This is a genomic window from Pseudoduganella sp. RAF53_2 (genome assembly GCF_052113985.1).
GTDB lineage: Bacteria > Pseudomonadota > Gammaproteobacteria > Burkholderiales > Burkholderiaceae_D > Rugamonas.
In genome coordinates, this window is record NZ_JBFRDW010000670.1 from 1 (window position 1) to 3,223 (window position 3,223).

3 protein-coding genes and 1 pseudogene are annotated in these 3,223 nt (G+C 62.4%); all 4 read left to right on the plus strand.

Features of this window, described 5'->3' with window-relative positions:
• A pseudogene (locus tag AB4Z11_RS27490) lies at positions 1-356 on the plus strand (transporter); the annotation flags it as partial.
• A gap of 10 nt (positions 357-366) precedes the next feature.
• Positions 367-1,968: an OmpP1/FadL family transporter gene (locus tag AB4Z11_RS27495; protein WP_442029017.1), complete on the plus strand. Its 1,602-nt coding sequence runs from the start codon at positions 367-369 to the stop codon at positions 1,966-1,968.
• Between the two features lie 11 nt (positions 1,969-1,979).
• Positions 1,980-2,519 carry a DUF2059 domain-containing protein gene (locus tag AB4Z11_RS27500; RefSeq protein ID WP_442029018.1) on the plus strand — a complete coding sequence of 180 codons (540 nt, stop codon included), beginning with the start codon at positions 1,980-1,982 and terminating at the stop codon, positions 2,517-2,519.
• A 15-nt stretch (positions 2,520-2,534) separates the two neighbouring features.
• Positions 2,535-3,223, plus strand: a 689-nt coding sequence (locus AB4Z11_RS27505; protein ID WP_442029019.1) for an AraC family transcriptional regulator ligand-binding domain-containing protein, incomplete at its 3' end; no start/stop codon positions are given.

A 3,223-nucleotide genomic window follows, 5' to 3' on the forward strand; every position in this document is an offset into this window, starting at 1 on the left:
CCGTCAACGTGACCGGCTATGCGCCTGCCACGGGCCTGAACCAGGTGAACGGCACCCGCGTACTGAATCGCGTGCAGCCGGGTCCGACGTTCGGCTTCGGCGTCGGCTTTGCATATGCGCTGTCGTATGGCATTACCACCACCGTGTCCTTCCAGGAAGCCGTATCGGCGGGCGCCAAGCTGCGCTTTGAAGATGGCCTGAACGTGACGACCAGCACCCAGACGTCCGGTGTGCTGAGCATGGGTCTGGGCTATCGCGTCTCGCCCAAGACCACGCTCAACTTCTCGGTCGGCATTGGCCTGACTCCGGACTCGCCCAATCTGTCGCTTGGCATGAACGTGCCGCTGGCCTTCTGACGGAACGGCCATGCAAGCCAAGGTCCGCAAGACGGCGCTCGCCGCCGCTCTCTGCTGCGTTTTCCCTGCGCATGCCGCGCTGCTGGAAAACCTCACCACCAGCGTCACCGCAATGGCGCTGGGGAATGCCGTCACGGCCGACCCGCCCGGCATTGAATCGGTCCACTTCAATCCCGCCGGTCTGGCGCGGTTGCAAGGCGACTGGCGCATCGATTCCGCGTTTGCGGCGTCGATCCGCGCTTCGGCCAGTTTCCATCAGCCCGATGGTTTCGATATCGGCGGCTGGACGCAGGACCCGCTGGCCAATACCAGCACCGGTCCGCTGCGCCAGCGCATGTACATCCCGGCCTACGGCATGCCGGGCTGGCGCCTGCCGGGCGTGGTGATTCCGACGCTGGGCTTCGCATTCAACAAGCCGGGCTCGCCGTGGACTTTCGCTACCAATACCTATATGGCCCAGGCCTACAGTGTTGACCGCACCACGGACCCGAACGATCCCGGGCGTTTCGACGGCCGCCAGGTCCAGGTGCAGCGTCTGGTCTACCTGTCTCCTGCAGTCGGCTACAAATATTCGGACACCCTGCGCTTCGGCGCTGCGGTACCGATCGCCCACTCGGCTTTCGTGATCGATACCGATATGCGATTTCCGAATGAGCTGCTGGGCGTGTTCGGCAAGCTGCAGCAGGGCTGGTGTCCCGAACAGGGCGGCAACGTGATCGACATCTTCGGCTTCGGCTTGTGCGGCGGCGGCAAGGACGGCTTCGTGAGTCCTTTCAAGAAGGCGGCCAATATGCGCATGGAGATGACGGCGCCGGTCGACCCGACCATCAACCTGGGCGTGCTGTGGGAGCCAAAACCTTGGTTCGCGCTCGGTGTTGTTTACCAGGGCGGATCGAACACGCGCTACACCGGCTGGTATGACTTCCATACCGAACCCATGCTGCGCAATTTCGTGAAAGGCCTGAATTCCAGTCTGCTGGGACCGATCGCAGGCGCCGTGCTTGGCCTGCCGCAGTCCATTCCTGAAGAACAAAAGGGCAACGTGAGCGCCACCATCCCCTTCCCTGCGCACCTGCAGGTCGGGATCAAGCTCAGGCCGGTCAAGTATGTGCAGCTGAATGTGGATGCCAGCTATGCGCGCTGGAGCGACTGGAACGCGCTGACCTTCGAGTTCGACCAGAGTATCCGCCTGCTGGAAGTGGCGCGCCTGTACGGTATTCCGGATTCGACCAAGCTGAAGATCCCGCGCGGCTATAAGAGCCTGGTCAACTTTGGCTATGGCTTGCAGCTGTATCCCTTCGATCGTCTGGCACTGCGCTTCGGCTATGAGCCGCGCAAGTCCTCGATACCGAAAAACGGCATCGACCTGATTGCGCCGCTGCCGGACACGAAGCTGTACAGCGTGGGCCTGAACTTCAAGATTACCAAGACGATGGATCTCAGCCTGACCGCCACCACCATGCGGGGCAAATTCGACGTGCCCGCCAACACGGACGAAAACCTGAACAGCAGCAAATTCCTGAATGTGATTTACAACCCTTATGCAGGCCTGGACGTAGCGGGCGATATCAAGGTCCGCTACTACGGCTTTAGTCTCAACCATCAATTCTAGGAGGGAGCGTCATGAAAAGACTGACAATGATGTGTGCTGCGCTGGCCGTTGCCGGTGCCGCGCAGGCGGCCGGTGCACCGATTCCGCCAGCCAAGCAGGAACTGGTCAACAAGGTACTGAAGCTGTGGCATATGGAGAGCATCGGCGAATCCATGCTGCAGCAGCCGGTCGGCAGCGCTGTGCAGCAGGCGCGCGTGGTGCTGCAAGGCCGCGTCGCTCCGGAGAAGCGCGACGCCGCGATGAAGGACATCGTGGAAGACGCGCGCAAGTTCATGGACGAAAACAAGGCCGTCACCACCGCCAGCGCGCAAAAGCTGATCCCGACCACCATTGCGCCCTTGCTGGCCGAGCGCTTCACCGAAGATGAACTGAAACAGATCATCGTGATCCTGGAATCGCCCGTGAAAGCCAAGTTCGAGGCCATGGTGCCGGAACTGCAGAAAAAACTGGGTGAGAGCATTGCCGCCGACACCCGCAGCGTGATCGATCCGAAGCTCCAGGSCCTGGAGCAGCGCATCGGCACGCGCCTGCACACCGCGGTGGGACAGTAAGCGGAGCCCAGCGCCATGAGCTATTCCTCGGCTCTCCACCTGGTACGCGGCGTGAAATCGCGCCTCGCCCACTCAGGGGTAGAAGCGGATGCGCTGTTCGCCCAGGCCGGCCTGAATGAAGGCGATGGCCTGGCCTGCGACGCGCTGACACTGTCGGACAAGTTGAGCCACCTGTGGGAACTGGTGGTCGAGCACTCAGGCGATCCGCTGATCGGACTGAAAATCTCCACGCCGCACCGCCTTGGCTGGCTGGGCGTGATGGGCCACATCATGCTGGTGTCGCCCACCGTGCAAAGCACCATCGAACGCTGCCACGGCCACACGCGGGTCGGCATCGTGCTGCCCGGACTGGAACGCTCGGTGCCGCTGCAGCGCTACGATTTCGTGTGGTGCGTGCTGCTGCGCACCTTGCGCTGTGCCTCCGGCCGCGACGATGCGCGCCCAGTCGCAGTGGAATATGCTTTTCCGGAGCCGCCGAATGTGGCTTTTTATGAACAGACTTTCGGCTGCCCGGTGCGCTTCAACCGTCCGCACAATGTCATGGAATTCGCCGACGCGGATCTGGTGGCCGCCCTGCCGAATGGCGGCGGTCCCACGCCGCATGATTCAAGCGCCATGCCCGTGCTGACCCAGCTCGCGCATGCCGCACCGCCAAGTTTTACCGCCCGTGTGCAGAACATCCTGGCTGAGATGCTGCCCAAGGG

What these genes read in the sequence shown, in the direction of transcription:
- AB4Z11_RS27495 (WP_442029017.1), top strand. Translation starts at nt 367, where the DNA reads ATGCAAGCCAAGGTCCGCAAGACGGCGCTCGCCGCCGCTCTCTGCTGC.